This is a genomic window from Sphingomonas sp., from assembly GCF_019635515.1.
GTDB lineage: Bacteria > Pseudomonadota > Alphaproteobacteria > Sphingomonadales > Sphingomonadaceae > Sphingomonas.
This window is the reverse complement of record NZ_JAHBZI010000002.1, coordinates 371,010-396,669: the sequence shown is the minus strand read 5'-3', so window position 1 is coordinate 396,669 and position 25,660 is coordinate 371,010. Positions and strand designations below refer to the sequence as shown.

The window sequence follows — 25,660 nt, the reverse complement described above, 5'->3', positions numbered from 1 at the left end:
CTTGACTAAGGCCGACACCGCGCAGCATCCTCGGCGCGGGAGTTTCGGTGCACAGCGTTGGGTTGCTGCCGGCAGCGCCGCTATCCTGTTGCTCGCCGCAGGCGCGCCGCCGTGTCAGGACGCGCAGCCGTCCAGGACCGCACCACAGTCCGGGAAAAAGGTCCGTAAGGGCGTCCGCACCGTCGGCACGCCGATGGGGAAGCGCTTCCGCATGACGCCGAGCGAGTGGAGGAGATTCACCGAAACCACCCGCCGCGATGCCGGCCTGCTGCGCAATCGCAGCACGCTGACACGGGCGGGAAATTAAACCGGCTGCGGCGCTCCATCACGAAGCACATGGCTGCACAGCTGGGCTTCGGGCGTATCACCGCCTTCGAGCGCCGCGACCGTCACCCAGCCTTCGGCACGCAGCTTGGCGCCAAGCCCCGGCGGCGTACCGAAGGGCAGGAACAGCCGCCGCCGCTCGCCATCGCCCAGCCCGGCCCCAAGGATCGGATCGGTGAACAGCGAGAAGCCGACCGCCGCTTCCTCGCGCCCGTCACCATGGATGATCGTGTAGCTGCCGCCGCGCCCGATCTCGCCGCGCACGCCCTTGGCGAATAGAGAGAAACCCAGCCAGCTCTGATATTCGAAGCCGTGGCGCTCGGTCGGGTCGAGGGTCAGCGCCGCCTGTCCTTCGATCGCCGCGGCGATCCGCGCGAGCCCGTCGAGCCGCGAGCCGAGCTTGCCCGAATCGGTCGCGCGCAACCGCGCCATCGCCGCATCGAACGGACCGGCCGCCTCGATCAGCGGCAGATAGCGCGAATCGATCGCCGCGACGCCACCGGCGTCCTTGGCGTCGAGACGTTCGCGGAGCTGCTCGAGATCGGGCGTGTCGGCCGCAAGCGTATCGAGGAGATCGGGCAGCGTGAAATCGAGGCTGATGCCCTTCACCCCCGCCGCCCGCAACGCTTCGATCGCGACCTGCACAATTTCGGTCGCCGCGGCGACCGTATCGAGCCCGATCAGCTCGCAGCCGATCTGGCGGGCAGAGCGCAACGGATCGAGTTCGGAAGCCGAGAGCTTGATCACCTGCCCCGCATAGCTGAGCCGCACCGGACGCGGATGATGCCCCATCCGCGTCGCCGCGATCCGCCCGACCTGCGCGGTGATGTCGGGGCGAATCGCCAGCGTGCGCTGCGACACCGGATCGACGAAGCGGACCGCGTCCCGCAGCCCCCCCGCCTTCAGCCGGGCGCCGAGCGCATCGGCGAATTCGGCGAGTGGGGGATCGACCTGCTCATAGCCATAGCCGCGCGCCACCCCAAGCACGCGCCCCTCCAGCCGCGACGCGGCGTCGGCGGCGGGGGGGAGGCGATCGTGAAAGCCTTCGGGAAGGAGACCGGTCATGGCGATCCTTTAGAGCAATCCGTCATCCCGGCGAAAGCCGGGATGACGCGCTGCGCGCATCAGAACTTGAGCGCCATCGCGGTCTTCACACCCGGGAGCGCGCGGACCTTGGCGATCAGGTCCGCCGTCACCGGCTCGTCGACGGAAAGCAGCAGCACCGCCTCGCCGCCGGCATCGCGGCGGCCGAGGTGGAAGGTGCCGATGTTGACGCCCGCTTCGCCCAGCGTCGAGCCGAGCCGCCCGATGAAACCGGGCGCGTCCTCGTTGACGATATAGAGCATGTCACCGGCTAGGTCAGCCTCGACCTTGATGCCGAACAGCTCGACGAGGCGCGGCGCCTGATTGCCGAACAGCGTGCCCGCCACCGAGCGGTCGCCCGCCTGGGTGCCGACCGTGACGCGCAGCAGCGTGTGGTAATCGCCTTCACGCTCGTGGCGGATCTCGCGAACGTCGAGCCCGCGCTCCTTGGCGAGGTAGGGCGCGTTGACCATGTTCACCGTGTCCGAATGGACGCGCATCAGGCCCGCGAGCACCGCGCCGGTGATCGGCTTCTGGTTCAATTCGGCGGCGGCGCCTTCGACTTCGATGGCGATGTTCGACAGGTCGCCATGCGCGAGCTGGCCGATCAGCGAGCCGAGCCGCTCGGCCAGCGCCATATAGGGCTTCAGGCGCGGCGCCTCCTCGGCCGACAGGCTCGGCATGTTGAGCGCGTTGGTGACGCCGCCCGAGACGAGGAAATCGGCCATCTGCTCGGCGACCTGGATGGCGACATTGACCTGCGCTTCGTTGGTCGAGGCGCCGAGATGCGGCGTCGAGATGAAGTTGGGGGTGCCGAACAGCGGCGATTCCCTGGCCGGCTCGGTCACGAACACATCGAGCGCGGCGCCGCCGATATGGCCGCTTTCGAGGCCCGCCTTGAGCGCGGCTTCGTCGATCAGCCCGCCGCGCGCGCAATTGATGATCCGCACGCCCTTCCTGGTCTTGGCGAGATTTTCCGCCGAGAGGATGTTGCGGGTCTGATCGGTCAGCGGCGTATGCAGGGTGATGAAATCGGCGCGCGCCAGCAGCCCGTCGAGATCGACCTTCTCAACACCCATCTCCACCGCGCGCTCGGGCGTGAGGAACGGATCATAGGCGATCACCTTCATCCGCAGACCGAGCGCGCGGTCCGCGACGATCGAGCCGATATTGCCGGCGCCGATCAGGCCGAGCGTCTTGGCGGTCAGCTCGACCCCCATGAAACGGTTCTTCTCCCACTTGCCGGCCTGGGTCGAGGCATCGGCCTCGGGCAGCTGACGGGCGAGCGCGAACATCAATGCGATGGCGTGTTCGGCGGTAGTGATGCTGTTGCCGAACGGGGTGTTCATGACGACCACCCCCTTGGACGAGGCATAGGGGATATCGACATTGTCGACGCCGATCCCGGCACGGCCGATGACCTTGAGGTTGGTCGCGGCGTCGAGGATCGCCTTGGTCGCCTTGGTCGAGCTGCGGATGGCGAGACCGTCATATTCGCCGATGATCGCGGCGAGCTCTTCGGGCGTCTTGCCGGTGATCTCGTCGACCTCGACTCCGCGCTCGCGGAAAATCTCGGCGGCCTTGGGGTCCATTTTGTCGCTGATGAGTACTTTTGGCATTTTGGTTTCCAGTTCGGAAGCAGTGCTCCTGCGGAAGCAGGAACCCAGAGTTTTAAAAGGCATCGCTTGTGATCCTGGGCTCCTGCTTTCGCAGGAGCGCGGCAGGGTTCAGGCTCGGGCGGACGAATAGGCCCAGTCGAGCCAGGGGCCGAGCGCTTCCACATCAGCGGTATCGACGGTCGCGCCGCACCAGATGCGCAGCCCCGGCGGAGCGTCGCGATAGCCGGCGACGTCGAGCGCGGCGCCTTCAGCCTCAAGAAGCGACGCCATCTTCTTGATGAACGCTTCGTCGGCGCCTTCGACGGTCAGGCAGACGCTGGTCTTCGAACGAATCGTTTCGTCCGCCGCGAGATTGCCGAGCCAGTCGCGCGCCGCGACGATCTTCTCCAGCGCCGCCGCATTGGCGTTCGAGCGGGCGACCAGTCCGTCGGCACCGCCCACTGATTTGGCCCATTCGAGCGCAAAAATCGCATCCTCGACCGCGAGCATCGACGGCGTGTTGATCGTCTCGCCCCTGAACACACCCTCGGCGAGCTTGCCCTTCGAAACGAGTCGGAAGACCTTGGGCAACGGCCAAGCGGGGGTGTAATTCTCCAGCCGCTCGACGGCGCGCGGGCCGAGGATCAGCACGCCATGGCCGCCTTCGCCGCCGAGCACCTTCTGCCACGAGAAGGTGGCGACATCGATCTTGTCCCATGGCAGATCATAGGCGAACACCGCGCTGGTGGCATCGGCGAAGCTCAGGCCCTCTCGGTCGTCGGCGATCCAGTCGCCGTTCGGCACGCGCACGCCCGAGGTGGTGCCGTTCCAGGTGAACAGCACATCGTTCGACCAATCGACCGCGCCGAGATCGGGCAACTGGCCATAATCGGCGCGCAGAATGGTGGGATCGATCTTCAATTGCTTGACCGCGTCAGTAACCCAGCCCTCGCCGAAGCTCTCCCAGGCGAGCGCGGTGACCGGACGCGCGCCCAGCATCGTCCACATCGCCATTTCGAAGGCGCCGGTGTCCGAGCCCGGCACGATGCCGATTCGGTGCGTATCGGGAAGCTTCAGCATCTCGCGCATCAGATCGATCGCATATTGCAGACGCGTCTTGCCGATCTTCGAGCGATGCGAACGGCCGAGAACCTGGGTATCGAGCTTTTCGGGGCTCCATCCCGGCGGCTTGGCGCAGGGACCGGAGGAAAAGTAAGGACGCGCCGGCTTATGCGCCGGGCGGGCAATCAAGTCAGTCAATGTATCTCTCCTTGCAGAGAGCACGCGCGGCGTTGGGACCGCGTGGCCCGTCGATGGCCCTACAGCCGCGCCGGCGAAAGTCAATTGCGCTGCGGCGCAGCGACGCGCAATTTATGTGCGTGACCGCTTTGGTTAGCGGTCGTTAACCCTATCGCGGCTAGGGTTGGCCCCATGCGTTCCGCCCTGTTCCTGCTGCCCCTTCTGCTTGGCGCCTGCGTGTTCGGCGGCGATGACGGTTATGCTCCCGCACCGCGCCCGGTGCCGGCACCGATCCGCGAACGGCCCGCCGGACCGGTCACGCTCAACGGGCCGACGCCGCGATCGACCCAGCAATGCTTCACCGATCTGGCACGCGCCGATATCCGCTATTCGGGATTGCCCGACCGCGATTTCGGCGGCGGCTGCGTGGTGACCGGCGCGGTGCAATTGCTCGATATCGGCGTGCCGGTGACCGGGCTGAAATCGATGAAATGCGAACTGGCGCGGACTTTCGCCGCCTGGGTGCGCTACGCGGTGGCGCCGGCGGCGATGCAGATCCTCGGCAGCGAGCTGGTCCGGGTCGAGACGTATGGCACCTATTCGTGCCGCGCGATCATCGGCGGCGGGCCCGCGACGGTCGGCAAGATGTCCGAGCATGGCCTCGCCAACGCCGTCGATGTTTCCGGATTTGTGCTCAAGGACGGGCGGCGGATCACGATCGAGCGCGGCTGGCGTTCGGACGATCCCGACACTCGCGAATTCCTCCTGACGCTTCACAAATCGGCGTGCCGGCGCTTCAAGACGGTGCTCAGCCCCGACTATAACGCGGCGCATTACAACCATCTTCACCTCGACATGGGGCGGGGTCCGTTCTGCGCCTGATTTGCAGCGGTCACATATTGGCCTTAAGCGGGTCCAAATGAGCAACGAAACAAGAGTGCCGAGCCGGGTTTTCCAGCCCGCTCGCGAAGAAGCCGCCAGCGCCAACACCAATAGCGGCACACCCCAGACCGAGCATCCGGCCTATCGCCTCGCCTTTCAGGACATGGACTTCCTGCTACGCGAGGATCTCCGCCCGGTGCGCTTCCAGCTTGAGCTGCTGAAGCCGCAGTTGATTCTCGACGAGGCCAATATCGCTTCGACCTTCGTCTTTTACGGATCGGCGCGCATACCCGAACCCGAAAAGGCGCTGCTGCTGCGCGACAACGCCAAGACCGACGAAGAGAAAATCGTCGCCGAGCGGCTGATCGAGAAGAGCAAATATTATGACGTGGCGCGCGAACTCGCCGCCAAGGTCAGCACCTTCCCGCGCGACGCTGCCGGTAAGCGGCACTTCGTGGTGTGCTCGGGCGGCGGACCCTCGATCATGGAAGCCGCCAATCGCGGTGCCTTCGATGTCGGCGCCGAGTCGGTCGCGCTCAATATCGTGCTGCCGCATGAGCAGGCGCCCAATCCCTATGTGACGCCGGCATTGTCGATGCAGTTCCACTATTTCGCGCTGCGCAAGATGCACTTCCTGCTCCATGCCCGCGCGCTCGCGGCGTTCCCGGGCGGGTTCGGCACGTTCGACGAACTGTTCGAGCTGCTGACGCTGATCCAGACCGGCAAGATCAAACCGATCCCGGTTCTGCTCTATGGCCGCGCCTTCTGGGACCGCGTCGTCAATTTCGAGGCGCTGGTAGAAGAGGGCGTGATCGCCGCCAGGGACCTCAAGCTGTTCAACTATTGCGAGACGGCCGAGGAAGGCTGGGAGATCGTCCAGCAATTCTGGCAGGATCGCGAACAGGAGCAGGTCAAGACGACCAAGGCAGAAGCCTGAGCCCGATCGAACAAAAAAGGCCCGCTCTCCAGACCAGAGAGCGGGCCTTTTTTGTTGGCCGGTGCCCGTGAGCCTTAGTGGCCCTTGCGCTCCGCCTGCACCGCTGCCTGCGGATCGACCGACGGCGCGCCGCTGGCGGGCGTCGCCTGGTTCGAGAGGTTGCCGGTGTCGTCGGCGGCGGTGACGTTGCTCTCAACTGGCGCCGCGCCGGCGGCGGGCGCCGCCGGGAGCGGCAGGTTCGAGCCCTGCGCGTTGAGATAGGCGATCACGTTCGCGCGCTCCTGCCCGTCGGCAAGACCGGCAAAGGTCATCTTGGTGCCGGCGGCGAACTTGCGCGGGGAGGCGAGCCACGCATCCATCTTTTCGAAGTCCCAGGTGCCGCCAACCGCCTTGAGCGCGTCGGAGAAAGCGAAGCCGCCCTTGCCCTGGCCGATCGGTTCACCCATCGTCGCATAGAGGTTCGGGCCGATGCCGGTCGCGCCGCCCTGAGCGATGGTGTGGCATGCCATGCACTTCTTGAACGACGCTTCGCCCTTGGCGAGATCGGCCTTGGCGAGGCGCACCGCGATCGGTTCGACGGCGGCGGCGCCGCCACCCGCGCCGGCTTCCTCGACGCCCTCGATCGGATAGCCCATCTTTTCCGGACGCTCGCTGTGGAAGATCATCCCGCTGACGATCGAGAGGCCGAGCGCGACAATGCCGCCGGCCAGTGCCCATCCTGCGATCGTGTTCGTGCGGTCTTCCATCTGCGGCCCCTGCGGAAAATATAGTCTCGAAATTCGAGACCCCTCTAGTCCGCGACTTTCCGCATCGCAAGCTGCTTGCCGGGCCGCGCAACGCCGGTTAATCGCGCGGCGTCATGGAGAATTTCGCCGCGCCCGCACGCCCGATCGTCGCGGCGATGATCGAAGCAGCCGCTCACGCGCCCGAACGCGCCGTCGCGTTTCAGGGCGCGCCAGGCGCCAATTCGCACATCGCCGTCCTCGAAGCCTTTCCCGACGGGCTGCCGCTGCCCTGCTTCTCGTTCGAGGATGCGATCGACGCGGTGAAGGAAGGCCGCGCCGATTGCGCGATGATCCCGATCGAGAACTCGCTCCACGGGCGCGTCGCCGACATCCATTTCCTGCTCCCCGAATCGGGACTGGTGATCACCGGCGAGCATTTCCTGCCAATCCGCTACGCATTGATGGGCACGGGCAGCCTCGATCAGGTCCGCCAGGCGATGAGCCACCCGCAGGCGCTCGGCCAGTGCCGCCAATGGCTGAAGGCCAGGGGCATCGCGCCGCTTTCCTATCCCGATACTGCGGGGGCCGCGGCGGTGGTCGCCGAGATGGCGGACGTGGAAGTCGCCGCGCTGGCGCCGCCGCGCGCCGCCGAACTCTACGGGCTCAACACGCTCGAAGGCGATATCGCCGATGCCGAGCACAACATGACGCGCTTCGTCGTCCTCGCCCGCGCCGCGCCGGCGCAGGCGGGACCGGGGCCGTTCATGACCACCTTCATCTTCGAGGTGAAGAACGTCCCCGCCGCGCTCTATAAGGCGCTGGGCGGCTTCGCGACCAACGGCGTCAACATGACCAAGCTGGAGAGCTACCAGCGCGGCGGCACGTTCGCGGCGACCGAATTCTATGCCGACGTCGTCGGCAGCCCGGCGGATGCGACGGTGGGCCGGGCGCTGGAGGAACTGCGCTTCCACACCAAATGGATGCGGGTGCTGGGGACCTATCCGCAGGCACGCGCGCGGCCGTGACGGCTGAAGGCTAGGCGAGGTTTTAGGCCAGTGCACGTTCGCGCAGCGCGAATGTTCGCGCTGACCAAGGGGATTTCCGAAGCGGCGGTTTCAAGGGGCGGCGAGATCCGACCGACCTATGCCAGGCGGGCAAGGCGGGGCCTTATTGACTCTCGCGACGACCTGTTGTGTAAGCACAACAAGTCGTTTCCCTGAGTCGCCACATGCCCGCTATACACAATCGCATTCCGCTGTTTCGCGCCGAACGTGGCATCAGCCGCCGCGCGCTGGCGGAAGCGGTTGGCGTCAATCCGCAGACGATCGGCTATCTCGAGCGGGGCGACTACAGCCCCAGCCTGGAGCTGGCGTTGAAGATCGCCGGCTATTTCGACGTGCCGGTCGAATTGCTCTTCTCCTTCACCCGTTTCGAGCCGGTCTCGCGCACGATGATGCGCGCGGGCCCCGCCGAATGACCGCATCGGACCCCGCCATGAATCGAACCCGCCGCAACCCCAGCCATGGTTCGGACAGCGCGCGGCTGCACCGCCCGCTGTTCCGATGGATGCCGATCGTGGCGGTGGCGATGGGCGTGGCCGGCTTCGCGCAGGTGATGCTGTCGCCCGGCCACGCATCCATGGGCTTCGTCATCATGACGGTCAGCGGGGCCTGCGGTGTCTGGCTGCAGTCGGCCGGCCCGCTCCGAATGGGGATCGATGGCGCCATCATCGACGAATTCGCCCGCGCGCTTCACGCGCGCGCCTATCTCGCCGCTTTCGCCAGCATCGCCTTCACGGCGCAAATCGGGATCATGCTGGTGGCGGCGCTGGCGCTGCTTTATCATTGGCCGCGCGAATTGCTGATCACCGTACTCATCGGGCTGGCCATGTTGCTGCCGCTGTTGTGGCTGGCGATGCCGACACTCCATGCGAGCTGGTCGGCCGCGCCGCTCGACGACGAATAGTTCAGCTGCCCTCCACCCACGCCGTCAGCAGCGTATGGGCGATGGCGTAGGGCGGGGGCGGGAGGAAGCCGGCGTCCGGATCCCCGGCCAGCGCCCGCCGAACCTGGTCGCGGGTGAACCAGCGCGCGTCCTCCAGTTCATGGACATCGATGGTGATCGCGTCGCTGTCGGCGACGCCGATGCATGCGATCATCAGCGAGGACGGGAAGGGCCAGGGCTGGCTGGCGACGTAACGGACGTCGCGGACCTTCACGCCGGCTTCCTCCTCGATCTCGCGGGCGACGGCGTCTTCCACTGATTCGCCGACCTCCAGGAACCCGGCCAGCGCCGAATAGCGGCCCGCCGGCCAAGGCGGCTGGCGGCCGAGCAGGACGCGGTCGCCCAGTTCGGCGAGCATGATCACCACCGGATCGACGCGGGGGAAATGCTCCGCGCGGCAATTGGGGCATTTGCGGCCCCAGCCGGCGCGGAAGATATCGCTGGGCGTCGCGCAGACCGCGCAAAAGCCGTGACGGGCGTGCCAATCGACGAGGCTGCGCGCGGCGGCATAGAGCGCGGCATCCTCGCGGGTGAAGCGGTCGAGCATCCCGAACAAGGCCAGCGACCGGGTCGCGGGCGGGCGCACCCCTTCGGGCAAGGCCGAGGCGAACCGCGGCGCGCCTTCGTCGACGCCGAGAAACAACAGGTCGCCCTCGGCGGCGGCGAGATTGGTCCAGACCAGCCGGTCATGGTCATCCAGAGCCGGATCGAGCCCGTTCAGCACCAGCAGCCGCGCCTTGGAGTCCGCCACCGCCGCCGCCAGCAAGGCGGGTTCGTGGCGGACGCGATCGGCGCGGTCGAGCGTGCCGCCGGTGAAGCCGGGCGGGTTCACTGCTTCAGATCGTCGAAGACCGCCTTGGTGGTGTCGGCGCGGAGCGTGGTGTCGCCGAACAGATTGATCATCACCGTCACGCGCAACTTGTGGACCGGATCGACCCAGGCGATCGTACCGGCGGCGCCGCCCCAGCCATAGGTACCCTTGCCGGTCCCGCCCGGCGTATCCGCGAGCGTGACCGAACCGGCTGCGCCGAAGCCGAGCGGCGCGGCACCGGCGCGGTTCGCGTTGAGCAGCGAAGTGTCGGCACCGGCGGGCAGCAGGTTCGACATCGCCAAACGCACCGTCTCGGGCTTGAGGACGCGAACGCCGTCGAGCGTGCCTTCGTCTAGCAGCATATGGAGGAAGCGATCATAATCGCGCGCCGACATCACCAGGCTGGCGCCGCCATAGGGAAAGCTGGGCGGATTGAGGTAGACCGAGGTCCTGGCCGGATCCATCGCCACGAGCGTGCCGCCGACCGAAGCGAAATTATCGGCAAAGCGGCCGATTTCGCCAGCCGGCACGGTCCAGTAGCTGGACCGCATCTTGAGCGGTGCGAAGATGCGGGTGTTGATGAAGCTGTCGAACGGCATGCCGCTGGCGACTTCGATGACGCGGCCGAGAACATCGAGCCCGATCGAATAGCTCCATTTGCTGCCGGGATCGAAGAGAAGGGGCAGGGACGCGACCTTGTTGGCGAACGCTTCGAGGCTGGCGGGGCGCCCCGGACGGGTTTGCGCCTCGAACGCGTTGTTGATCTGCGCGGGATTGATGCCGAGCCGGGTATATTCGTCGATCAGGGGGCCGGTCTGACCGGGCAGGATATAGCCGAGGCCGGCGGTGTGGGTGAGCAGGTTGCGGACGGTGATCGGCGATTTGGCGGGGCGGCTATCCAGCCCCTTGGCCGGATCGACCAGGACCTTCATGTCCTTGAAGGCCGGAATGTACTTGCTGATCGGATCGTCGAGGCCGAGCTTGCCCTCCTCGATCAGGATCATCGCGGCAATGCCGGCGATCGGCTTGGTCATCGAATAGACGCGCCACAGGCTGTCGGCATCGGCCTTGGCGGAATCGGCCGCCAGGCCGATGCGGCCGGCGGCGGTGATGACGGGCGCCTTGTCGCCCTCACCCACCGCGATGACGATACCGGGCACGGTTCCCTGCGACACGTAGCGCTCGGCGACCGTCTTGGTCTCCTGCGCCGATACGGGCGCGGCGAGCGCCAGCACCGCGATAATTCCAAACCCGAATGCCCGCATCATTCCCTCCCGAAAATCCGTGCCGCCTTGGCGAACACCGTCGGCAGCCCCGCCGATCCGATATCGGCGATCGGCCACCATTCGCCTGCCGCCGTTTCATGCGCCCCGGCTTCGGCCGTCGCAAGAGCGAGTTGCAGATTGAAATGCGTAAATCCGTGCGCGGCGGTCTCGTCCAGCAGGTGCCAACCGGCGGCGGCGGGCGCACCGGCGAGGCCGGGCGCGGTATCGGCCCATGGGCCGGTGGGCAGCGCGCGCATGCCGCCCAGCAGCCCCTTGTCCGGGCGGCGGACCAGCAGCACCGTGTCACCGCGCGTCAGCCAGAAGATCGTGCCATGGCGCTGGGGCTTGGCGGCCTTGGCGGCCTTGACCGGGAAACGCTCGGGGGCACCGCTGGCGAAGCCGTCACAACCTTCACGCAAGGGGCAAAGCAGGCAGCGCGGGCTCCGCGCGGTGCAGATGCCGCTGCCGAGATCCATCATCGCCTGCGCGAAGTCGCCGGCGCGCGTCTCCGGAGTGATCGTATCGGTGAGCGCGTGAATACGCTTCTTCGCGCCGGGCAGCGGCTCTTCGACCGCGAACAGCCGCGAGACGACACGCTCGACATTCGCATCGACCACCACCGCGCGCCGGCCGAAAGCGATCGCGGCGATGGCGGCGGCGGTGTAGCCACCGATGCCGGGGAGTTTGCGAAGTTCGGCCTCGGTGTCCGGCAATTCGCCACGCGCGGCGACTTCGCGGGCGCAGGCCAGCAAGTTGCGGGCGCGGGCATAGTAACCGAGCCCGGCCCAGGCGGCCATCAGCTCGGCATCGTCGGCCGCCGCGAGCGCCTCGAAACTCGGCCAGCGCGTGGTGAATTTGTCGAAATAGGGTTTGGCGCTGGCGACCTGCGTCTGCTGGAGCATGATCTCGCTCAGCCAGACGCGATAGGGATCGGCGGCGTTGGCGCCGGGCGGGGCGCGCCATGGCAGCGCGCGGGCGTGCGAATCGTACCAGGCGAGAAGGTCCACAGCGATTTCGCGAGGCTTGTTGTCGGGCACGCCCCGCCTATGGCATGGACGGACCCGAATGACGAAGCCCCCGCGCACCACGATCCGGCAACCCAGGCCCGCGGCCGCGCCGCAGCGGGCGATGCGCGCACGCGCGGTATCCGAGCTGCTGCCCGATGTCGGCCGCGCCGCCTTCCGCAAGTTCGGCTTCGTCCAGCATTCGATCGTCAGCCGCTGGGCGGAGATCGTCGGCGAGCGTTATGCGCGCGTCTCGACCCCCGAATCGATCCGCTTTCCGCAGGGCAAGCGGGCCGAGGGGGTGCTGAGCCTCGTCGTCGGCGGGGCGCATGCGCCGATGATGCAGCATATCGCCCCCGAGATCGTCGAGCGGGTCAACCGCTTCTTCGGCTACACCGCCGTCGCGCGACTCTCGATTCGCCATGGTGAGGTCAAGAAGCTCGACAAGCCGGTGCCGCCCCCGAACCTCAAGCCGCTGAGCGAGGAAATGAGCGACAGCCTGCGCGGAATCGTCGACCCCGAGCTCAAGACCGTGCTCGAAGCCCTTGCCGCCGGCGTGCTGGCGAGCGACGACAAGCCCAAGATCGCCAAAATCGACTAAATGCCCCAAGAATTCGCCTGGAGAGAGAATATGCGTTTCGCCCTTGCCCTGACCTCGCTGCTCGCGCTTGCCGCATGCGGCGGCGACAATGCCAATAATTCAGCCCCGACGGTCTCAAGCACTGCCGTCGCCCCGGCGCCCGCGCCGACCGGCCAGGCCTGGACCGATGTCGTCGCCAAGACGCCCGAGGGCGGATACGTGCAGGGCAATCCCAACGCCGCGATCAAGCTGGTCGAATATGGCTCGCGCAACTGCCCGGTCTGCGGCCGCTTCGCCGCCGAAGGGATCGAGCCGCTGCGCTCCAAATATATCTCGACCGGCAAGGTCAGCTACGAATTCCGCGACTTCATGGTCCATGGCGCGCCTGATCTCGCGGCGGCGCTTCTCAACCAGTGCGTGCCGGCCGAGAGCTTCTTCAATGTGCTCGACCAGCTCTTCGCCGGCCAGGCCGAGTTCGAAGAGCGGCTGATGAACACCCAGCGCACCAATCCGCAGGTGCTGACGCAGCTCCAGCAGTTGGCCCCGGCGCAGCAGGCGGCGGGCTTTGCCGATCTGATGGGCTATGTCGAGTTCATGAAACAGCGCGGCGTGCCGGAGGCGAAGGCGCGCACCTGCCTTGCCGACCAGAAGGCGATCGAGAGCATCGCCAAGGTCAATGCCGATGCCGTCAATCAGAACCTGCCAGGCACCCCGACCTTCCTGATCAACGGCAAGGTCGTGCCCAACACCGCTTCCTGGGGTGCGCTGGAGCCGGCGCTGCAGGCCGCCGGCGCGCGCTAAGCCGGAACCCTAGAGCCCGACCATGCAGATCAAGCGGCTGCGGCTGACAGGCTTCAAGAGCTTCGTCGACCCGGCCGATCTGCGAATCGAGCCGGGGCTGACGGGAATCGTCGGCCCCAATGGCTGCGGCAAATCCAACCTCCTCGAAGCGCTGCGCTGGGCGATGGGCGAGAACAGCGCCAAATCGATGCGCGGCGCGGGGATGGAGGACGTGATCTTCGCCGGCACCGCGACGCGGCCGGCGCGCGATTTCGCCGAAGTATCGATCCTGGCCGAGCAAGTGGGCGGCGAGGATGAGTTCGAAGTCGTCCGCCGGATCGAGCGCGGCGCGGGATCGGCATACCGGATCAATGGCCGCGACGTGCGGGCCAAAGATGTCGGACTGGCGTTCGCCGATGCCGCAACCGGCGCGCATTCGCCGGCTTTGGTGAGCCAGGGGCGGATCGGATCAATCATCTCGGCCAAGCCGGCCGAGCGGCGGGCGATGCTGGAAGAAGCGGCGGGGATCGCCGGGCTGCATGTGCGCCGCAGGGATGCCGAGCAGAAATTGCGCGCGACCGAGGCCAATCTGACGCGCCTCGATGAAGTGATCGGCGATCAGGAATCGCGCGCGGCGGCCTTGAAGCGCCAGGCGCGGCAGGCGGAGCGGTATCGCGAGCTTTCCGACCGGATCCGGGTGGCCGAGGCGCGGATGATCTTCGCGCGCTGGCGCGATGCGGCGGCGGCGGCGGATGCGGCCAAGAAGGAGGCCGAGGGCGCGCAGGCCTTGGTCGCGGCGCGGACGCAGGCGCATGAAGACGCCGTCGGTGTGCAGCAGGCAGCCGCGACCGCGCTGGCGACGGCGCGCGCGGATGCCCTGGCGGTACGGGACCGGGCGACTGAAGCGATGCACGCGCTGGCGGCCCTGCGCAGCGAGCGCGCGACGGTCGAGCGACGGATCAATGACCTGAAGGACACCGGGATCCGGCTGGCCGACGACCGGAGCCGCGAAGGCGCGCTGGCCCGCGACGCGGCCGAAGCGCTGGCGCGGCTGGCCAAGGAAGAGAAAGCGCTCGACGCGCGCATCACCTTCGCCACCACCAAAATGCCGACCCTGGATGCGGCACTGGCCGAGGCCGAGCGGGCGGCGCGCGATGCCGAGGTGGCGCTGGCGCAAGCGCTGGCGGCGCAGGCCAGCGAAGCCGCCGAGCAGCGGGTGGCGGAGGCGGCGCTGGCGGCGGCGCGGACGCGGGTCGAGCGATCGACGCGGGACCGCGAGCGGATCGATGCCGAAGCGCGGTCGCTGCCCGATGCCGAGCCGCTAAAGGCGGAGAAGGCGCGGGCAGCCGATGCGCGGGCGCAGGCGCTGCGCCAGGCCGAGAGCGCGCGGACCGGGCTGGCGCGGGCGGATGCCGAGGAACGCTCGGGCGTGGAGGCGCGTAACCGGGCGCAATCGGCGCGGGCCTCCGCCCATGCCGAGCTGGCGCAGCTCGACAGCGAAGCCCAGGCGCTGGCCAAGGCGACGCGGCCTTCGGACAAGGACCGGCTGCTCGACAAATTGAAGGTCGATGCCGGCTATGAGCGCGCGCTGGCGGGGGCGCTGGGCGACGATCTGGAAGCCGGCCTGGACCAGAGTTCCGAACGCTATTGGGCCGGCGCCGAGCCACAGCCGGGCGATCCCGGCGCGCCGCAGGGGGCGACGCCATTGGGGCGACATGTGGCTGCGCCTGCAGGCCTCGCGCGGCGGCTGGCGCAGGTGCTGGTCGCCGAAAGCGATAGCGGTCAGCCGCTCGCGGTTGGGCAAAGGCTGGTGACGCTGGCGGGCACGCTCAGGCGCTGGGACGGCTATGTCGCCAAATCGGGCGGTGCTGCCGCAGCGCAACGCTTACAGAACATCAACCGGCTGGCGGCGATCGAGAAAGCGCGGCCGGCCGCGGTGCGCGCTGTCGAATCGGCGGATGCCGAACTGGGCCGGATCGAAGAGACCATCGCCGAGGCGCGGCGCGCAGCCAGCGATTGCCGCCGCGTGCTCGATCATGCCGAGAATGCGGGACGTGAGGCGGGACGCGCCGAGGATCGCGCCACCGCGCAGCTCGAACGGCTCGATTCGCAGCGCGCCGATCTCGACGCGCGCCGCGCGCGAGTCTCCGCCGAACAGGACGAGGCGGCCAGTGAACTGGCCCGCGCCGAGGCCGCCAAAAGCGCGCTTCCCGATGGCAGCGCGACCCGCGACAAGGTGGCGGCGCTTTCCGCCGATGCCGAGACCAAGCGCGCCGCATCGGCCGGCGCACGCGCCGAACGCGGGACGCTGGAGCGCGAAATCGCGGCGGCGCGGGAGCGGTTCGCGGCGGCGGGCGCGGAGGCGAAGAGCTGGAAGTCGCGCGCGGGCGAAGCGGCGCGGCGCTCCGCCGAAATGGATAAACGCGCGCTGGAACTGGCCGAAGAAAGCGAGCTGCTGTCGTCGCGGCCCGCCGAACTCGACGCCAAGGTGAGCGCCGCCGAAGCCGAGAGCGAAGCGGCGCGCAGCCAATCCTCCGCCGCGCAAGCCGCCGAACAGGCCGCCGAGGAGGCGCTGCGCGAAACCGAAGGCGCAGTGCGCGCCGCCAACGAGACGCTGGCCCAGGCCCGCGAGGAGCGCGCCGGAGCATTGGCGCGCGCGGAGAATCAGGAAGCGCGGCGGATCGAGATGGGGCGGCTTTCGGGCGAGCGCTTCGAATGCCCGCCGCCGTTGCTGCCAGGCAAGGCCGGGTTCGAGGCGGATACGGTGCGCGGCCCGCAGGACGAATCCGCGTCCCATGAAAAACTGAGCGCCGAGCGCGAGCGGATCGGGCCGGTCAATCTCGTCGCCGAGAGCGAGCTCGCCGAGCTCGAAGCCGCCTTCACCACCAACGCGCAGGAGCGCGACGAACTGGCGCAGGCGGTCAACCGGCTGCGCGGTTCGATCGGCACGCTCAACCGCGAGGGACGGCAACGGCTACTGGCGGCATTCGAAGCGGTCGATATGCATTTCCGGCGGCTGTTCACGACCTTGTTCAACGGCGGCGCGGCGCATCTCGAGTTGGTCGATTCGGACGACCCACTGGAGGCGGGCCTCGAGATCATGGCGCAGCCGCCGGGCAAGAAACTGCAATCGCTGACGTTGCTTTCGGGCGGCGAGCAGGCACTGACGGCGGTGGCGCTGATCTTCGCGCTGTTCCTCACCAATCCCGCGCCGATCTGCGTGCTCGACGAAGTCGATGCGCCGCTGGACGACGCCAATATCGAGCGCTTCTGCGACCTGCTGGAGGCGATGACCCGCGAGACCGCGACCCGCTATCTGATCGTCACCCACAATGCCGCGACGATGAGCCGGATGCACCGGCTGTTCGGGGTGACGATGGTCGAGCAGGGCGTGAGCCGGCTGGTGTCGGTCGATCTGGGCGGGGCCGAGACGCTGCTGGCGGCGGAATAAATTCCCTCTCCCCTTTGGGAGAGGGAGGGAGCTGGCGAAGCCGGCGGAAGGGTGAGGGTAGACCGGAGTTGCTGATTTCGATCCCCACCCTTCCCACCGCTTCGCGGCGGGCCCCTTCCCTCTACCGCCGGGAGAGGGACATTTGCATTCGATGAGCCGTCTGAACCGCTTCCCTCGCGTGCGCCTGTTCGACGCGCCGACACCGATCCAGCAACTGACGCGGATCGAGGCCGCACTGGCGCTCGAAGGCGCGCGGCTGTTCGTGAAGCGCGACGACCTGATGGGGCTGGGCGGCGGCGGCAATAAATTGCGCAAGCTCGAATTCCTGCTCGGCGAAGCGCTCGCACAAGGCTGCGACACGTTCATCACGACGGGCGCGCGGCAATCGAACCATGCGCGGCTGAGCGCGGCGGCGGCGGCGCGGATGGGCCTGGCGGCCGAGCTGATGCTGACCGACACGGTGCCGCGTGACGATCCGGCCTATCGCGACAACGGCAACCAGCTGCTCGACGGACTGTTCGGCGCGACGGTGCACCATTTGCCGCGCGGAGCGGATGCGCTGGCGGCGGCGCGCATACGAGCCGAGGCGCTGCGGGCGGAAGGGCGCAAGCCCTATATGGTCGGCGCCGGCGGGTCCTCGCCGGTCGGTGCGCTCGGCTATGTGGATTGCGCCAACGAGATACGGGCGCAGGAGGCCGAAATGGGCCTGAAGTTCGCGAACGTCATCGTCGCCAATGGCAGCCATGGCACGCATGCCGGGCTGGCGGCGGGGATGGCGGCGGCGGGAGACGATCCGCGCCGGGTGTCGTCGTTCACGGTGCTCGCGGCTTTGGACGAGGCGGAGCGCGGTACCCTCGCGCTGGCCAATGAAACACTGGCGCTGCTGGGCGGCGGTGTGCTGGACGCGGCGTCGATCCGGATCGACGCAAGCCAGCGCGGCGCGGAGTACGGCATCCCGACCGAGGCGATGCTCGCGGCGGTGCGGCTGATGGCGCGGCAGGAGGGCCTGCTGATCGATCCGGTCTATAGCGGCAAGGCGTTTGCGGGGGTGCTGGCAGGGCTCGCCGGCGGACGGTTCACGGGCGATGTGCTGTTCGTGATGACCGGGGGGACGCCGGGGCTGTACGCGTACCAGCCCGCTTTCGCCACCTAGGGTCCGAGGATTCGGCGGTAGAGCGCGATATATTTATCGGCCATCGCCTCGACCGAGAAGCGCTCGACGACCGCACGGCGCGCGGCGGCGCGATCGATGGTGTGGATCGTGCCCAGCGCGGTGATCGCTTCCCCGACCGAATCGACCAGTACGCCGGTTACGCCATCGTCGATCAGTTCGGGCATGCTGCCGCGGTTAATAGCGATGGCCGGAGTTCCACAGGCCATGGCTTCGATTACCGACAGGCCAAAGGGCTCGTCGAAATTGATGAGGTGGAGCAGCGCCTGCGCGTTGCCGAGCGCCTTCAACCGCAGCTCGCCGCCGACGGCGCCGTGATAGACGATGCGATCGCTGAGATGCGGGGCCACTTCGCGGTCGAAATAGCCCTGATCCTGGACGATGCCGTAGAGATTGAGACGGCGGCCGGTGGCGTGGGCGACCTGGATCGCTTCCGCCGCCCCCTTGTCCGGGTGCATGCGGCCGAAGAAGAGCAGATCCTCGCCGCCGTCTGAAACGAAGGGAAATTCGTTCGGGCGGATGCCGTGGTGGATGGTCGCGGCGTATTTGAGGCTCCGATGGCGGTCCGCATCGCTGATCGCGACAAAATGGACGCGGTCCTCATAGGGCTTGTACATCGGCAGGATGCGCTCGGAGCCGAAGCCGTGGATGGTGGTGACCATCGGCGTTTCGACCAGGCCGGCAAAGGCGTGCGCAGGGAAATCGGCCTGATTATGGATCAGGTCGAATTCGCCAGCGCGCTCGAAGACATGGGCGAGATGGGCATATTCCCAGACCTTGGCATCCACGCGCGGGTCTTCCTCATAGGGCGCGGGAACCACGCCGGCGAGAGTCGCGGCGGTAAGCGAATCCTGCGTCGCGAACAGCGTGACGTCGATGCCCCGCGCGACGAGAGCCTCGGTCAGCAGGCTCGTCACCAGCTCCCATGGGCCGTAATGGCGTGGCGGCGTGCGCCACGCGATCGGGGCGATCATCGCGATCTTCATGCGAGAACATAGCCTTCGTTTGGCCCGAGGATCGCCGGATCGCTGCCACCCCGCGCGCTGGCGATCACCGACAGCCCTTCGGCCCATTCGGGAATGGCGAAGCTCTGCGCGGTGCCGCCGAGATTGAGGACGATCAGCAGCCGTTCGCCGCCATGGCGGCGTTCGTAGGCGAGGACATCGCCGGTCGCGTCCACGCCCGCATAATCGCCGATGGCGAGCGCGGGATGCTGGTGGCGCAGCGCGAGCAGTTTCTGGGTGAATCGCCACATCGAGGCGGGATCCTCGCGCTGGGCGGCCATGTTGCGCCGGGCCCAATCCTTATGGAGCGGCAGCCAGGGATCGGCGGGGGAAAAGCCGGCATTGGCGCTCGCATCCCATGCCATCGGGGTGCGCACCGGATCGCGGCCCATGCCGATGCCGGGCTCGTTCAGCTCGCGCGGATCCTGCACAAGATGCGCCGGGATCGGCACATCCTCCATGCCGAGCTCGTCGCCATAATAAAGCGTCGGGGTGCCGCGGAGCGTGAGGAGAAGCATCATCGCCACACGCGCCTGTTCGGGGCCGGCCTTGGTGGCGATGCGGGGGCGATCATGGTTGCCGAGCACCCAATTGGGCCAGCCGCCTGCGGGCAGCGCGGCTTCATATTTGGCGATGCGGTGGGCGATCTTGCGGGCGTGCCAATCGGCGGCGATCAGCTGGAAATTGAAGGGGAGATGGACCCCGGGGGCTTCGGGCGTGCCGTAATAAGTGACCAATTTGGGCACCGGCAGATAGATCTCGCCGATCAGGACGCGGGCGCCATATTCGTCGGCGACCTTCCGCATTCCTGCGGCGATGTCATGGACTTCGGGCTGGTCGGTCGAATGCTCCTGATGGACGGTGGCGAATTCGGGCCAGCCCTCGCGCCATTCCTCGTTCTTCGGATTATCGGGGAAATCCTGGTGCTTGATCATGTGCCACAGCACATCGATGCGGAAGCCATCGACGCCGCGCTCGAACCAGAAGCGCAGCACATCTATCATCGCGGCGCGCACCTGGGGGTTGCGCCAGTTGAGGTCGGGCTGTTCCTTCAGAAACGCGTGATAATAATATTGGCCGGTGTGCTCGTCCCATTCCCAGGCCGGGCCGCCGAAATCGCTGATCCAGTTGTTCGGGGGCGAACCGTCCGGCTTGGCGTCGCGCCAGAGATACCAGTCGCGCTTGGGATTGTCGCGGGACGAGCGGCTTTTCTGGAACCAGGGATGTTCGCTGGAGGTGTGATTGGGGACGAGATCGAGGAGCAGCTTGAGGCCGCGATCGTGCGCGGCCTTGAGCAGCGAATCGAAATCGTCGAGCGTGCCGAAACGCGGATCGATGTCGGTGTAATCGGCGACGTCGTAGCCGAAATCGGCCATCGGCGAAGGGAAGATCGGCGAAATCCAGATCGCGTCGACGCCGAGCGATTTGAGATCGTCGAGGCGACGTTCGATGCCGGGGAGGTCACCGATCCCATCGCCGTTGGAATCCTGGAACGAGCGCGGATAGATCTGGTAGATCGTGGCGGATTTCCACCATTCGGCGTGGGTCACGCGAACCGCTCCTTGGGGATATGGGTGATGCGGCAGGCCAAGTCGGCCTCGCCGCTGGCGACGATATAATGATCTCCGCCGTCGGCCAGGCCGGTGGTAAAGACCACGGGAGTGGGCAGATACATCTGGTGGGCGATATCGGCTGTCAGCACCGGATTGGCTTCGAGCAAAGGCTCGCCATCCTCCAGCCGCAGGATCTTCGACGGATCGTCCTTGTCGAGCAGCGCCCAGAAGCTGCGATAGACGCCGACCGCGCCCTGTTTCTCGACGCCGTGATAGATCATCAGCCAGCCCTCTGGCGTCAGCACCGGCTGGCTGCCGCCGCCGATGCGCTGGGTACTCGTCGTGCCCTTGCGCGCGCGGATGCCGGGGGTATCGAGCGGCTTCCAGTGCAACCCGTCGGGCGACTGCGCCATGTTGATCGCGGGACCGCCGAACCACTCGCTGTCTTGCGGGTAGGCGAAATAGACTTTACCCAGCGGGCGGGTCAGCGCCATGAACTTGCCGGCCACCTTGCCTTCGAACAGCAGCATGTCCTTGTTCTGGTGATCGAGGACGATACCGAGCAGATTGTAATCCATGCCGTTCACCGAATGGTACATGGCGGTGCAGTGGCGCTCGGCCGAGACGCCGCAGACGGTCATCCACCAGCTGCCGCCGACCAGGCTGATGCGGGCGTCCTCGACGCCGTAGTCCATATAGCTGGCCGAGGGCTCGATCGCCTTGTCGTAATGGATCTTCACGATCGCCCGCGCATCGGCGCTGATCTCGACCGGCAGCAACCATGACAGCGAGGTCAACCCGAGCAGACGCGGATTGCGGTCACGCAGCGCGAACTGGCGCGGATCGCCCATCTCCACCCCAGGCAGCGGATGCCGGTCGAGGACATAGCCTTGCGCCGTCCAACGGATCGCACGCACGCAATCGCCATCGACCGGCTCGCGCAATGCCTCGGCGACGCGAACCATCAGCAGCAGATTGCCGTTGGACAGGCGGGTGAGCCCAGGATTGAACGCACCCAGCACAAAGGTCGGCGCCGCTATCCCGCGCCGCAGCGGCGAGCGCGTCAGATCGACGTCATCGGGACGGAAAATCAGATAGTCGTCGGCCAAGCTATTCCCCTCGCTCGTCCGAACGGGATCAGGCGGCGGCGGTTCCGCGCGCCTTGTCCGACCTCCGGGCCTGCTCGTGATGGCGGATCACTTCATCGATAATGAAGCGCAGGAATTTTTCGGAGAATTCGGGATCGAGATCGGCCTGTTTGGCCAGCGCGCGCAGCCGCGCGATCTGCGCTTCCTCGCGCCCCGGATCGGCGGGCGGCAGGCCGTGCGTGGCCTTATAGGCGCCGACCGCCTGGGTGACCTTGAAGCGCTCGGCCAGCATATGGATCAGCGCCGCATCGATATTGTCGATGCTCTGGCGGAAGCGAGTGAGCGTGTCGTCAGACATATGCTCTCTTTGCGCAGCCAATCGGGGCACGCAAGCCTTGCCTTTGCCGCCGTCTGGGGCCAGAGCGCCCCCATGAGCGCGACTGTCCATCAGCTTGGGGGCCACCGCCCGGGCGGCAAGACCCAGCCTTCGCTCGATCCGATGCTGGCGCTGGTCGCGCACGATCTCAATCTGGTCAACGCGGTCATCCTCGATCGGATGCAGTCGGATATCCCGCTGATCCCCGAGCTGGCTGGCCATCTGATCGCTGGCGGCGGCAAGCGCATGCGGCCGATGCTGACACTCGCGAGCGCGCAACTGCTCGGCTATTCAGGCACGCGGCATCACCGGCTCGCGGCATGCGTCGAGTTCATCCATACCGCGACGCTGCTCCACGACGACGTCGTCGATTCCTCCGATCTGCGCCGCGGCCGCCGCACCGCCAACATCATCTGGGGCAATCCGGCGAGCGTGCTGGTCGGCGACTTCCTGTTCTCGCGCAGCTTTGAGCTGATGGTCGAGGATGGCAGTCTGAAGGTGCTCAAGATCCTGTCGAACGCATCGGCGGTGATCGCGGAGGGCGAGGTCAACCAGCTGACCGCCGTGCGCCGGCTCGACATCTCCGAAGAGCGCTATCTCGACATTATCGGCGCCAAGACCGCGGCGCTGTTCGCCGCCGCGTGCCGGATCGCCGCAGTGGTCGCAGAACGCGGCGAAGGGGATGAAGCCGCGCTCGACGCCTATGGCCGCAATCTCGGCATCGCCTTTCAGCTCGTCGACGACGCGATCGATTATGTCTCCGACGCGAACACGATGGGCAAGGACGCCGGCGACGATTTCCGCGAGGGCAAGATGACCCTGCCGGTGATCCTCGCCTATGCGCGCGGCGACGAAGCGGCGCGGGCGTTCTGGAAGGACGCGATCGCGGGCCGGCGCGTGACGGACGAGGATTTCGCCGAAGCGATCCGGCTGGTCCAGTCAAGCCGCGCAGTCGATGACACGCTCGCCCGCGCGCGCCATTACGGCCAGCGCGCGATCGACGCCCTGGGCGGCTTTGCGAGCGGCGCGGCCAAGGACGCGATGGTCGAGGCGGTCGAGTTCGCGGTGGCCCGCGCCTTTTAGACTTCCTCCTCGCTATCCTCATCCGCATCGACACCGAGCGCGTCTTCCTCGTCGGTGTCGAGAATCTCCTCGATCGCCTCGGTGATCAGGTCGAGCTGCTCATAGCTGGCGGTGAAGTCGAGGGTCTCGCCGTCATCATCCTCAAGGCTCAGGATATAGTCGCCCTGCCCATCGGGCGTGATCGTGAATTGGGAAAGCGTGCGCGCCATGTCTCTCTCCTTCGCTTGCGCCAAACCCGGCTTTCCTGAATTGGTTGCAGCCGATGCTAGAGAAGCTGCCGATCCACGCCGTGTTACCCGAATTGCTCGCTGCCTTGCGGGCGGGGAGCAACGCCGTGCTGGTCGCGCCGCCGGGGGCGGGCAAGACCACGGCGGTGGCACCGGCGCTCCTCGGAGAGACCTGGTGCACGGGGGAGATATTGCTGCTGTCGCCTCGCCGGCTGGCGGCGCGTGCGGCGGGCGAGCGGATGGCGGCGCTGGCGGGTGAGAGCGTCGGCAAGACCTTTGGCTATGCGACACGTCTCGATTCGAAGCGCTCGGCGGCGACGCGGGTGACGGTGGTTACCGAGGGAATTTTCGTCAATCGCATTCAGGCTGACCCCGAGCTGGCCGGCGTTTCGGCGGTGCTGTTCGACGAAGTGCATGAGCGCAGCCTGGATTCGGATTTCGGGCTGGCGCTGGCGCTCGATGCGCAAGGCGCGCTGCGGCCCGATCTGCGGCTGGTGGCGATGTCGGCGACCTTGGACGGATCGCGCTTCTCGGGGCTGATGGGGGATGCCCCGGTGATCGAGAGTGAGGGGCGGAGCTACCCGCTGAAATTGCGACATATCGGGCGCGCGGCGGAAAGCAGACTTGAGGACTCCATGGCGGCGGCGGTGCGGGTCGCGCTGCGCGAGGCCGAAGGCGGCGTTCTGGCGTTTCTGCCCGGGGTGGCGGAGATCGAGCGGACGGCGGAACGGCTGGAGGGCATGCCCGGCGTGATGCTGCACCGGCTGCACGGCAGCATGGACCCCGCCGCCCAGCGCGCGGCGATCGCGCCCGACCCCCAAGGGCGGCGCAAGCTGGTGCTGGCGACATCGATCGCCGAAACCTCGCTGACGCTCGACGGCATCCGGGTGGTGGTCGATTCGGGGCTGGCGCGGCGCCCGCGCTACGACCGGGCGGCGGGGATGACGCGGCTGGTCACCGAGCGGGCGAGCCAGGCTTCGGCGACCCAGCGCGCGGGCCGCGCGGCACGACAGGGGCCAGGCGTGGCGTATCGGCTGTGGGAGGAAGCGGCGACGGCGGGACTGCCGCGCTTCGATCCACCCGAGATTCTGGAAGCCGATCTCTCGGCGCTGACGCTCGATTGTGCCCTGTGGGGTGTCAGCGATCCGCGCCAGCTAGCCTGGCTCGATCCGCCGCCTGATGCGGCGATTTCGGAAGCGCGGGCGCGGTTGACGGCGCTGGAGGCAATCGATGCGGATGGCCGCCCGACCGCGCACGGCAAGGCGATCGCGCGCCTGCCGCTGCCGCCGCGGCTGGGGCATATGCTGGTGCGCGCGGGCGAAATGGGGCTGGGCCACACCGCCGCGCAGATCGCGGTTTTGCTCGGCGAGCGCGGGCTGGGCGGGAACGATCAGGATCTGGAGCTGCGGCTGCGGCGGTGGCGGAATGAGCGCGGGCCGCGCGCCGAGGGGTCGCGGCGCTTGGCCGAGCGCTGGTCAAAACTGGTTTCCGGTGCCGGAGATGGCGATGTCGCCACCTGCGTCGCGCTTGCATTCCCGGATCGCATCGCCAGGCGGCGCGACGCATCTGGCGAGACCTGGGCATCAGCGGGCGGACGCGGGTTCAAGCTCGATCCAACGTCGCCGCTGGCGCGGGCCGAATGGCTGGCGGTGGCGGAGACGCAAGGCATGGCATCGGGCGCACGCATCCTTTCGGCGGCGCAGATCGATCCTGCGACGGTGGAGGCGCTGTTCGCCGACCGGATCGAGACCAGGCGCAGTGTCCGTTTCGATCCCGCGAGCGGGCGTATCGAGACGCTGCGCGAGCGGCTGCTGGGCGCGATCCGGCTTTCCTCCGGCCCTGATTCGAGTGCGAGCAGCGACGAGATCGAGAAAGCCTTGCTCGAAGGCGTGCGGACGCATGGGCTGGGCCTGCTGCCCTGGTCCGGCGGCGCGGATACGCTGCGGACACGCGCGGCTTATGCGGGAGTCGAGGTGCTGAGCGACGAAGCGTTGCTCGCGACGATCGAAGACTGGCTGCCCGCAGTGCTGGCGGGCAAACGCCGGCTTGACGCGATGGAGCCGGGCGCGCTGACCGAGGCTTTGCAGAACCTGGCTGGCTGGGATGCGATGCGCACGATCGACAAGGCCGCGCCCGCGCGCTTCGAATCGCCCGCGGGATCCAGCCACGCGATCGATTACGCCGCCGAGGCCGGGCCGACCGTGGAGTTGCGCCCGCAGGCGCTGTTCGGGCTGGCGGTCCATCCGATGATCGGCAACACGCCGCTCGTCCTCAGCCTGACGTCGCCCGCCGGCCGTCCGATCCAGACGACGCGCGATCTGCCGGGGTTCTGGAAAGGCAGTTGGGCAGCGGTCGCCAAGGAGATGCGCGGCCGTTATCCGCGCCATCCCTGGCCCGACGATCCGGCATCGGCCAATGCGACGCTGCGCACCAAAAATGCGGATGCAAGAAGGAACGCGGAGCGCTAAAGGAACC

Annotated in this window: 24 protein-coding genes; 12 read left to right on the top strand and 12 right to left on the bottom strand. The window is 67.5% G+C overall.

The genetic code is table 11. The features are described 5' to 3' along the window. The first annotated feature begins 1 nt into the window (after position 1). On the top strand, positions 2-307 hold the full coding sequence (locus KF730_RS14110) for a hypothetical protein (RefSeq protein ID WP_294098246.1): 306 nt from the start codon (positions 2-4) through the stop codon (positions 305-307). On the opposite strand, the gene KF730_RS14105 is transcribed toward KF730_RS14110, so the two are convergent. The 3 genes from KF730_RS14105 to KF730_RS14095 all read right to left on the bottom strand — a co-directional run bounded on the left by KF730_RS14105 (position 304) and on the right by KF730_RS14095 (position 4,265). Then, positions 304-1,389 (bottom strand): ATP phosphoribosyltransferase regulatory subunit, encoded by a 1,086-nt coding sequence (locus KF730_RS14105; protein ID WP_294098244.1) that lies wholly within the window; start codon positions 1,387-1,389, stop codon positions 304-306. The genes KF730_RS14110 and KF730_RS14105 overlap by 4 nt on opposite strands. Positions 1,390-1,448: 59 nt before the next feature. Then, the gene (gene serA, locus KF730_RS14100) at positions 1,449-3,026 is read right to left on the bottom strand and encodes a phosphoglycerate dehydrogenase (RefSeq protein WP_294098242.1); all 1,578 of its coding nucleotides are present in this window, start codon (positions 3,024-3,026) and stop codon (positions 1,449-1,451) included. Positions 3,027-3,134: 108 nt separating this feature from the next. After that, a complete protein-coding gene (locus tag KF730_RS14095) occupies positions 3,135-4,265 on the bottom strand; it encodes a phosphoserine transaminase (protein ID WP_294098240.1) in 1,131 nt (376 codons plus the stop codon). 171 nt (positions 4,266-4,436) lie between these two features. Here KF730_RS14095 and KF730_RS14090 point away from each other — a divergent pair, with 171 nt between their 5' ends. Next, entirely contained in the window at positions 4,437-5,126 is a 690-nt protein-coding gene (locus tag KF730_RS14090; protein ID WP_294098238.1) for an extensin family protein, read from the top strand. Between the two features lie 37 nt (positions 5,127-5,163). Next, positions 5,164-6,063 (top strand): LOG family protein, encoded by a 900-nt coding sequence (locus tag KF730_RS14085; protein ID WP_294098236.1) that lies wholly within the window; start codon positions 5,164-5,166, stop codon positions 6,061-6,063. A gap of 74 nt (positions 6,064-6,137) precedes the next feature. Here KF730_RS14085 and KF730_RS14080 read toward each other — a convergent pair whose 3' ends face one another. Next, positions 6,138-6,809 (bottom strand): c-type cytochrome, encoded by a 672-nt coding sequence (locus KF730_RS14080; protein WP_294098234.1) that lies wholly within the window; start codon positions 6,807-6,809, stop codon positions 6,138-6,140. 113 nt (positions 6,810-6,922) lie between these two features. On the opposite strand from KF730_RS14080, the gene KF730_RS14075 reads away from it, so the two are divergent. The 3 genes from KF730_RS14075 to KF730_RS14065 all read left to right on the top strand — a co-directional run bounded on the left by KF730_RS14075 (position 6,923) and on the right by KF730_RS14065 (position 8,753). Continuing rightward, on the top strand, positions 6,923-7,813 hold the full coding sequence (locus KF730_RS14075; RefSeq protein ID WP_294098230.1) for a prephenate dehydratase: 891 nt from the start codon (positions 6,923-6,925) through the stop codon (positions 7,811-7,813). A 203-nt stretch (positions 7,814-8,016) separates the two neighbouring features. After that, positions 8,017-8,265 (top strand): helix-turn-helix transcriptional regulator, encoded by a 249-nt coding sequence (locus tag KF730_RS14070; RefSeq protein ID WP_294098226.1) that lies wholly within the window; start codon positions 8,017-8,019, stop codon positions 8,263-8,265. 17 nt (positions 8,266-8,282) lie between these two features. After that, positions 8,283-8,753: a hypothetical protein gene (locus tag KF730_RS14065; protein WP_294098224.1), complete on the top strand. Its 471-nt coding sequence runs from the start codon at positions 8,283-8,285 to the stop codon at positions 8,751-8,753. Between the two features lies 1 nt (position 8,754). Here KF730_RS14065 and nudC read toward each other — a convergent pair whose 3' ends face one another. From nudC to KF730_RS14050, 3 genes are read right to left on the bottom strand one after another with little or no spacing between them, the layout of a single operon-like run. Beyond that, positions 8,755-9,624 (bottom strand): NAD(+) diphosphatase, encoded by an 870-nt coding sequence (nudC, locus tag KF730_RS14060; RefSeq protein WP_294098223.1) that lies wholly within the window; start codon positions 9,622-9,624, stop codon positions 8,755-8,757. Continuing rightward, positions 9,621-10,868: a serine hydrolase domain-containing protein gene (locus tag KF730_RS14055; RefSeq protein ID WP_294098221.1), complete on the bottom strand. Its 1,248-nt coding sequence runs from the start codon at positions 10,866-10,868 to the stop codon at positions 9,621-9,623. The genes nudC and KF730_RS14055 overlap by 4 nt, the downstream gene beginning before the upstream one ends. Next, positions 10,868-11,905 carry an A/G-specific adenine glycosylase gene (locus KF730_RS14050; protein ID WP_294098219.1) on the bottom strand — a complete coding sequence of 346 codons (1,038 nt, stop codon included), beginning with the start codon at positions 11,903-11,905 and terminating at the stop codon, positions 10,868-10,870. The genes KF730_RS14055 and KF730_RS14050 overlap by 1 nt, the downstream gene beginning before the upstream one ends. Before the next feature lie 28 nt (positions 11,906-11,933). Here KF730_RS14050 and KF730_RS14045 point away from each other — a divergent pair, with 28 nt between their 5' ends. The 4 genes from KF730_RS14045 to KF730_RS14030 all read left to right on the top strand — a co-directional run bounded on the left by KF730_RS14045 (position 11,934) and on the right by KF730_RS14030 (position 17,836). Beyond that, the gene (locus KF730_RS14045) at positions 11,934-12,473 is read left to right on the top strand and encodes a DciA family protein (protein WP_294098212.1); all 540 of its coding nucleotides are present in this window, start codon (positions 11,934-11,936) and stop codon (positions 12,471-12,473) included. Positions 12,474-12,503: 30 nt separating this feature from the next. After that, on the top strand, positions 12,504-13,253 hold the full coding sequence (locus tag KF730_RS14040) for a thioredoxin domain-containing protein (RefSeq protein WP_294098209.1): 750 nt from the start codon (positions 12,504-12,506) through the stop codon (positions 13,251-13,253). A gap of 22 nt (positions 13,254-13,275) precedes the next feature. Next, positions 13,276-16,683, top strand: coding sequence for an AAA family ATPase (locus KF730_RS14035; protein WP_294098207.1), 3,408 nt, complete (start codon positions 13,276-13,278; stop codon positions 16,681-16,683). A 151-nt stretch (positions 16,684-16,834) separates the two neighbouring features. Further along, entirely contained in the window at positions 16,835-17,836 is a 1,002-nt protein-coding gene (locus tag KF730_RS14030; RefSeq protein ID WP_294098205.1) for a D-cysteine desulfhydrase family protein, read from the top strand. On the opposite strand, the gene KF730_RS14025 is transcribed toward KF730_RS14030, so the two are convergent. From KF730_RS14025 to KF730_RS14010, 4 genes are read right to left on the bottom strand one after another with little or no spacing between them, the layout of a single operon-like run. Continuing rightward, the gene (locus KF730_RS14025) at positions 17,833-18,840 is read right to left on the bottom strand and encodes a glycosyltransferase family 4 protein (RefSeq protein WP_294098203.1); all 1,008 of its coding nucleotides are present in this window, start codon (positions 18,838-18,840) and stop codon (positions 17,833-17,835) included. The genes KF730_RS14030 and KF730_RS14025 overlap by 4 nt on opposite strands. Beyond that, positions 18,837-20,408 (bottom strand): alpha-amylase family glycosyl hydrolase, encoded by a 1,572-nt coding sequence (locus KF730_RS14020; RefSeq protein WP_294098200.1) that lies wholly within the window; start codon positions 20,406-20,408, stop codon positions 18,837-18,839. The genes KF730_RS14025 and KF730_RS14020 overlap by 4 nt, the downstream gene beginning before the upstream one ends. Further along, positions 20,405-21,520 (bottom strand): glycosidase, encoded by a 1,116-nt coding sequence (locus tag KF730_RS14015; protein ID WP_294098195.1) that lies wholly within the window; start codon positions 21,518-21,520, stop codon positions 20,405-20,407. Before KF730_RS14015 ends, KF730_RS14020 begins: the two co-directional genes overlap by 4 nt. 28 nt (positions 21,521-21,548) lie before the next feature. Further along, complete coding sequence (locus KF730_RS14010) at positions 21,549-21,857, bottom strand: chorismate mutase (protein ID WP_294098193.1); 309 nt, start codon at positions 21,855-21,857, stop codon at positions 21,549-21,551. A gap of 72 nt (positions 21,858-21,929) precedes the next feature. Between KF730_RS14010 and KF730_RS14005 the strand changes: the two genes are divergently transcribed. Then, positions 21,930-22,958, top strand: coding sequence for a polyprenyl synthetase family protein (locus KF730_RS14005; RefSeq protein WP_294098191.1), 1,029 nt, complete (start codon positions 21,930-21,932; stop codon positions 22,956-22,958). Here KF730_RS14005 and KF730_RS14000 read toward each other — a convergent pair. Beyond that, a complete protein-coding gene (locus tag KF730_RS14000) occupies positions 22,955-23,167 on the bottom strand; it encodes a hypothetical protein (RefSeq protein WP_294098190.1) in 213 nt (70 codons plus the stop codon). The genes KF730_RS14005 and KF730_RS14000 overlap by 4 nt on opposite strands. A gap of 53 nt (positions 23,168-23,220) precedes the next feature. On the opposite strand from KF730_RS14000, the gene hrpB reads away from it, so the two are divergent. After that, complete coding sequence (hrpB, locus tag KF730_RS13995) at positions 23,221-25,653, top strand: ATP-dependent helicase HrpB (protein ID WP_294098189.1); 2,433 nt, start codon at positions 23,221-23,223, stop codon at positions 25,651-25,653. Positions 25,654-25,660: the final 7 nt, after the last annotated feature.